Source organism: Roseovarius sp. D22-M7 (assembly GCF_037083785.1).
GTDB lineage: Bacteria > Pseudomonadota > Alphaproteobacteria > Rhodobacterales > Rhodobacteraceae > Roseovarius.
Map to the genome: position 1 here is coordinate 40,914 of NZ_JBAPKY010000033.1, position 6,219 is coordinate 47,132.

Sequence of the window (6,219 nt, forward strand, 5' to 3'; positions counted from 1 at the left end):
TCAGGTGCCGCCTTTCATGGCGAGTTTCCGGGCCACCGCGGCACCAAGCAGCGGCAGGCCCACGGTCAGCACGATCATCACCGTGCCGAGCGCGTTGATTTCCGGGCTGATCGAATTGCGCAGCATCGAGAAGATCTGCGTCGGCACCGTTTCCACCCCGCCGGGCTTCCAGAACAGCGTGCCGGTGATGTCGTCGAAGCTGATGGTGAAGGCGAAAAGCGCGCCCGCGGCGACCGCCGGCAGCATCAGCGGCAGAGTGACGGCAAAGAACGTCTGCACCGGCGAGGCCCCGAGGCTGAGCGCGGCCTCTTCCACGTCGCGCTTGATCGACACCAGCCGCGCCTGCACCACGAGGATCACGAAGGGCAGCGTGAAGATCACGTGCCCGGCCAGCAGCAACGCAAAGCTCTTGCCGAGACCCAGCCAGTTGAGAAACAAAAGCAGCGCCACGGCCAGCACCACCTCGGGCACCAGTATGGGCGCGATCAGCAGGGTGGTTATGGTGTTGCGCCCCGGCACCTTGTAGCGCACCAGCGCAAGGCTCGCGAGGATGCCGAGGGTGGTCGAGATCACCGCCGTCATCAGCCCCAGCACCAGCGAGGTCTGGAAGGCGCGCATCACCGCGTCGTTGTTCCACAACTCGCCGAACCAGCGCAGTGACACCCCGGTCATCGGAAAGCTGCCGAACTGGTTGGCGTTGAACGACAAAAGAACCACCACCGCCACCGGCAGGAACATGAACCCGTAAACCAGCACCGTCCAGATGCGGATCGCCTGCCAGCCCATCACCCGAGCCCCTTGGCCAGTTGCGACAGGCCGAGATAGCGGTTGTAGATCGCCACCAGGATCCCCAGCACGATCAGCAGCAGCAGCGACAGTGCCGACCCCAGCGGCCAGTTGAGCTGCGTGATGATCGCCTCGTAGACGAGGTTCGCGAACATCGCATCCGTCGGGCCGCCAAGGACGATCGGCGTGATATAGGTGCCCGCCCCCAGCACGAAGCACAGAAGCCCCCCGGCGGCGAGGCCCGGCAGCGACAGCGGCAGCGTGACTTGGGTGAAGGCCTGCCATTTCGTCGCGCCGAGGGAGGTGGCGGCGTCTTCGAGGTTGGTGTCGATCCCCTCGAGGCTGACATAGACGTTGAGCACCATGAAGGGCAGCAGGAAATGCACCAGCCCGAGGATCACCGTGGCCTCGTTGTAGAGCATCTGGATCGGCGCATCGAGGATCCCCAGCCAGATCAGAAGCGTGTTGAGCGCGCCCGAGGTCCCGAGGATGTTGATCCAGCTCATCGTGCGGATGATGTAGCTGATCCAGAAGGGCAGCATCAGCAACAGAAGCAGGATCAGCTTGTTGCCCTTCGACCGGGCGATGAAATACGCCGCCGGATAGCCCATCAGGCCGCAGATGACCGTCGTTATCGCCGCGATTTTCAGCGTGTTCAGAAGGATGTCGCGGTAGAACGGGTCGCTCAGCGCCTTTTGCCAGTTGGCGAGGTAGAACCCGACCTGGTCCGTGCCCGTGGCCGAGCGCAGCCAGAACGAATAGACCACGACGAAGATCAGCGGGATGATCAGCAGCAACAGCACCGCCGCGAGGGCGGGCGATAGCAATATCCAAGGCTGTCTGGCCTCGCGGGCTTCGACCGACATCGATCTCTCTTTCTCTTGCCCTTGGTGCATCGGGCTTGATCGCAGCGTGCAAAGCGGGCAAGCATTTATCAAATAGATAACAGGAATTGTGACAATAGATGTCGTCTATGGAAGGCCACGACAGCCCCGACCGGATCATGCGAGAGATGGATTGGAACCTCTTGCGCACATTCGTCACCATGGCGCAGTCACGCTCCGTCACCGATGCCGCACAAAGGCTGCGCCTGACGCAGCCTTCGGTCTCTACCGCTCTGAAAAGGCTGGAGGATCGGGTGGGCAAGCGGTTGATAAACCGCTCTCCGGGACGCTACGAACTGACCGAGGCCGGCGAGGTGCTCTACCGCGAGGCGGTCGACATCCAAGGGTCCATCCTGCGGCTGTCGACGCTGATGCGCAACATGACCGACGAGGTCACGGGGCATGTGCGCCTCGCCCTGGCCAGCCATGTCGTCTGCCCGCTTTTCGATCAGGTGCTGGCGGAATTTCACGCCGAGAACCCCCGCGCCACCCTGTCGATAGAGGTGCATTCCTCGGCGCAGGCGATCGAGACCGTCTCGGCGCGCGCCGCGTCGCTGGCGATCTGCCTCGTGCATCAGCGCAACCCAAAGCTGGAATACCTGCGGCTTTACCGCGAGTATTTCGGGCTGTTCTGCGGCCCGCCGCATCCGCTTTTCGGCCGCCCCGACCTGACCCGCGCCGATCTTGCCGGGCAAAGCGCGGTCAGCTTCGACACCGACCGGCTTCAGGACGCGCTGAAACCGGTGACGCTGATGCGCGCGCAGGCCGAACTGGGCGACCGGATCATTGCCACCTCCAGCCATCTCGAGGAGGTGCGCCGTATGATCGTCGCCGGCCTCGGCATCGGGCCGCTGCCGCTGCACGTAGCCAAGCGGGACATCCGCGACGGGCTGCTCTGGCAATTGCCGCCCTACGATCAGACCGCGGCGGTGGACGTGCACGTGGTCTGGAACCCGCGCGCCGTTCTCAACCGGGCAGAGCAATCGCTGCTCGATCGGTTGGCGCGGTGCATCGAGAACACCCCGATGGAGGCGCGCACCTATCGCTGATCCGCCTATGGCGGTAGCTTGGGCAGATGCAGGTGCGGCGAGGCGGTTCACGGGCCAGCCCCCTTGCACGCGCGTGGCAGGCCGGTAGAAGATGGACACGTCCGCATGGCGCAAGGGATCCCCGATGTCGATAGCACTGATCATACTGGCGGCCGGCAAGGGGACGCGGATGAAGTCCGACCTGCCGAAGGTCCTGCACGAGATCGGCGGCGCCCCGATGCTGGTCCATGCCATGGCGGCAGGGCGGACGCTCGACCCCGACCATACCGTGATCGTCGCGGGGCACGAGGCCGATGCGGTGGCCAAGGCGGCCCGCGCGCATGACGAGACGGTGCGCATCGTGCTGCAAGAGGAACAGATGGGCACCGCCCATGCCGTCGCGAAGGCCCGGTCGGAGCTTGCGGGATATGACGGCGACGCGCTGGTGCTTTACGGCGACACGCCCTTCATCCGCCCCGAGACGCTGGAACGGATGGCAGAGGCGCGGCGCGCGCATGACGTCGTGGTGCTTGGATTCGAGGCCGCCGATCCCGGGCGCTACGGGCGGCTGGTGGTCGCGGACGGCGCGCTCGAACGGATCGTCGAATTCAAGGACGCCACCCCGCATGAGGCGGCGATCAACCTGTGCAACAGCGGCGTGGTGATGGCGCCCGCGCCGCGTCTTTTCGACCTCATCGAACAGGTGGGCAACGACAACGCGGCGGGCGAATACTACCTCACCGATATCGTCGGGCTGGCCCGCGAACAGGGCCTGTCGGCCACCGCGGTGACCTGCGACGAGTCCGAGACGATGGGCATCAACAGCCGAACCGAGCTGAGCGTCGCCGAAGCCGCGTTCCAGGCGCGTCGGCGCGCCGAGGCGACCGAGAACGGCGTCACGCTGGTCGCCCCCGACACCGTCCATTTCGCCCATGACACCTATCTGGGGCGCGACTGCCTGATCGAGCAGAACGTGATCTTCGGCCCCGGCGTCACCATCGAGACGGGCGCACGGATCCGGGCATTCTCGCATCTCGAAGGCTGTCACGTGGCGCGCGGCGCGGTCGTCGGGCCCTATGCCCGGCTGCGCCCCGGCACCGAACTCGCCGAGGACACCCGCATCGGCAACTTCGTCGAGGTGAAACAGGCGCAGATCGGCGAGGGGACGAAGATCAACCATCTCAGCTATGTCGGCGATGCCGAGATCGGCCGCGACAGTAATATCGGCGCGGGCACCATCACCTGCAATTACGATGGCGTGATGAAGCACGAAACCCGGATCGGCGACCGGGTGTTCATCGGGTCTGACACGATGCTCGTCGCCCCGGTCTCGGTGGGTGACGACGCGATGACCGGATCGGGTTCGGTGATCACGCGGGACGTGGCCCCGGGCGCATTGGCCGTGGGACGCGCCCGGCAGGTGGAAAAACCGGGCTTTGCGCGGAAATTATTGGATCTGTTGCGGGCCAGGAAGGCCCAAAGGGACAAGGAACGCGGATAATGTGCGGAATCATTGGGGTCCTCAGCGATCACGAGGCGGCACCGATGCTGGTCGACGCGCTGCGACGGCTGGAATATCGCGGCTATGACAGCGCCGGGATCGCCACGCTGAACGACGGCCGGCTCGACCGCCGCCGCGCCGTGGGCAAGCTGGTCAACCTGTCGGACGCGCTGGTGCATCAGCCGCTGGCGGGCAAGGCCGGGATCGGGCACACCAGATGGGCCACCCATGGCGCGCCGACGGAAGGCAACGCGCACCCGCACAAGGCCGGTCCCGTGGCCGTCGTGCATAACGGCATCATCGAGAATTACCGCGACTTGCGGGCGGAGCTTGCGCGGGAAGGGTTCGGGCACGAAACCGATACCGATACCGAAACGGTCGCGCTGATGGCGCATCACTACATGGCGCAGGGCATGACGCCCGAGGACGCGGCGCGCGCCACCATCGCGCGGCTCGAAGGGGCCTACGCGTTGTGCTTTCTGTTCGACGGCGCGCCCGATCTGCTGATCGCCGCGCGCAAGGGCAGCCCGCTGGCCATCGGCCATGGCAAGGGCGAGATGTTCGTCGGCTCGGACGCGATAGCTTTGGGGTCGATGACCGACCGCATCACATATCTCGAAGAGGGCGACATGGCGGTGGTCACGCGGCAGGGCGTGACCGTGACCGATCCGAACGGCAATACAGTGATGCGGCCCATCAAGACCATCGAAAGCCATCACGCCCGCGTCGACAAGGCCGGGCACCGGCACTTCATGGCCAAGGAGATCGCCGAACAGCCGCTGGTGATCGGCTCGGCCCTGACGCATTACCTCAGCGAGGACGGCCGCGACATCGTGCTGCCCGGCGGTACGCCGGATTTCACCCGGATAGAGCGCCTGAGCATGGTCGCCTGCGGCACCGCGTTCTATGCCTGCCTCACCGCGAAATACTGGTTCGAGCAATTGGCGGGGCTGCCGGTGGATGTCGACATCGCGTCCGAGTTCCGCTACCGCCACCCGCCCGTCAACAAGGGGACCGCCGCGCTGTTCGTCAGCCAGTCGGGCGAGACGGCGGACACGCTCGCGGCCCTGCGCTATTGCAACGACCGCGCGGGCCAGGTGCTGTCGGTCGTCAACGTGCCCGAAAGTTCGATCGCGCGCGAAAGCGACCTTGCCCTGCCGATCCTCGCTGGCGCGGAAATCGGCGTGGCCTCGACCAAGGCCTTCACCTGTCAATTGACGGTGCTGCTGCTGCTCGCGCTCAAGGCGGCCCATGCCCGCGGCCGCATCGATGACGAGGGCCTCGCCGACATGTTGTCGCGCCTGCGCAGCCTGCCGGCCACCTTCAACACCGCGATGGAGATCGACCGAGACATCCGAGCCGCCGCGCGCGACCTGTCGACGGCGCAAAGCGCGCTGTTCCTGGGGCGCGGGCTGATGTATCCGCTGGCCCTCGAAGGGGCGCTGAAACTCAAGGAAATCAGCTATATCCACGCCGAGGGCTACGCCTCGGGCGAACTCAAGCACGGCCCGATCGCGCTAATCGACGAAAACCTTCCGGTGATCGTCATGGCGCCCTGCGACGCGCTTTTCGACAAGACCGTGTCGAACATGCAGGAAGTCATGGCACGCGGCGGGCAGATCCTGCTCATCTCGGACGCGAAAGGTGTCGAGCGGGCCGGCACGGAGACATGGCGCACCATAACCCTGCCCGACGTCGATCCGGTGCTGGCACCGATCCTTTACGCGCTGCCGGCGCAATTGCTGGCCTATCACACCGCCATCGCCAAGGGCACCGATGTCGATCAGCCGCGCAACCTCGCGAAATCCGTCACCGTGGAGTAGGAAGACACTCCGAAAAATCGGAAACAGGCCCTACACTCAGACCGAATAAACCACTGTCCGGATTTGGTTTTTCCGATTTTTTTCAACATCACTTCCGGAAACTAGGCTCTGGACCCATTGATTTCAGATGGGCAGCGTGATTCACGGCACCGAAAACGGAGCGGTGACATGTCTGATCTCTTCTGGCTGAGTGACGC

The 6,219-nt window shown here is 65.0% G+C and carries 5 protein-coding genes; 3 read left to right on the plus strand and 2 right to left on the minus strand.

The window, feature by feature from the left end:
- Together V8324_RS14460 and V8324_RS14465 are read right to left on the minus strand one after the other, a co-directional pair.
- Positions 1–786, minus strand: coding sequence for an ABC transporter permease (locus V8324_RS14460; RefSeq protein WP_336420636.1), 786 nt, complete (start codon positions 784–786; stop codon positions 1–3).
- Positions 786–1,652, minus strand: a complete 867-nt coding sequence (locus V8324_RS14465) for an ABC transporter permease (RefSeq protein WP_336420637.1) — start codon at positions 1,650–1,652, stop codon at positions 786–788. Before V8324_RS14465 ends, V8324_RS14460 begins: the two co-directional genes overlap by 1 nt.
- Before the next feature lie 98 nt (positions 1,653–1,750).
- Here V8324_RS14465 and V8324_RS14470 point away from each other — a divergent pair, with 98 nt between their 5' ends.
- The 3 genes from V8324_RS14470 (at position 1,751) to glmS (ending at position 6,022) form a co-directional block, all read left to right on the plus strand.
- A complete protein-coding gene (locus V8324_RS14470; RefSeq protein ID WP_442970544.1) occupies positions 1,751–2,719 on the plus strand; it encodes a LysR family transcriptional regulator in 969 nt (322 codons plus the stop codon).
- 124 nt (positions 2,720–2,843) lie between these two features.
- The gene (glmU, locus tag V8324_RS14475) at positions 2,844–4,199 is read left to right on the plus strand and encodes a bifunctional UDP-N-acetylglucosamine diphosphorylase/glucosamine-1-phosphate N-acetyltransferase GlmU (protein WP_336420638.1); all 1,356 of its coding nucleotides are present in this window, start codon (positions 2,844–2,846) and stop codon (positions 4,197–4,199) included.
- Complete coding sequence (glmS, locus tag V8324_RS14480; protein WP_336420639.1) at positions 4,199–6,022, plus strand: glutamine--fructose-6-phosphate transaminase (isomerizing); 1,824 nt, start codon at positions 4,199–4,201, stop codon at positions 6,020–6,022. Before glmU ends, glmS begins: the two co-directional genes overlap by 1 nt.
- The last annotated feature ends 197 nt before the right edge of the window (positions 6,023–6,219 follow it).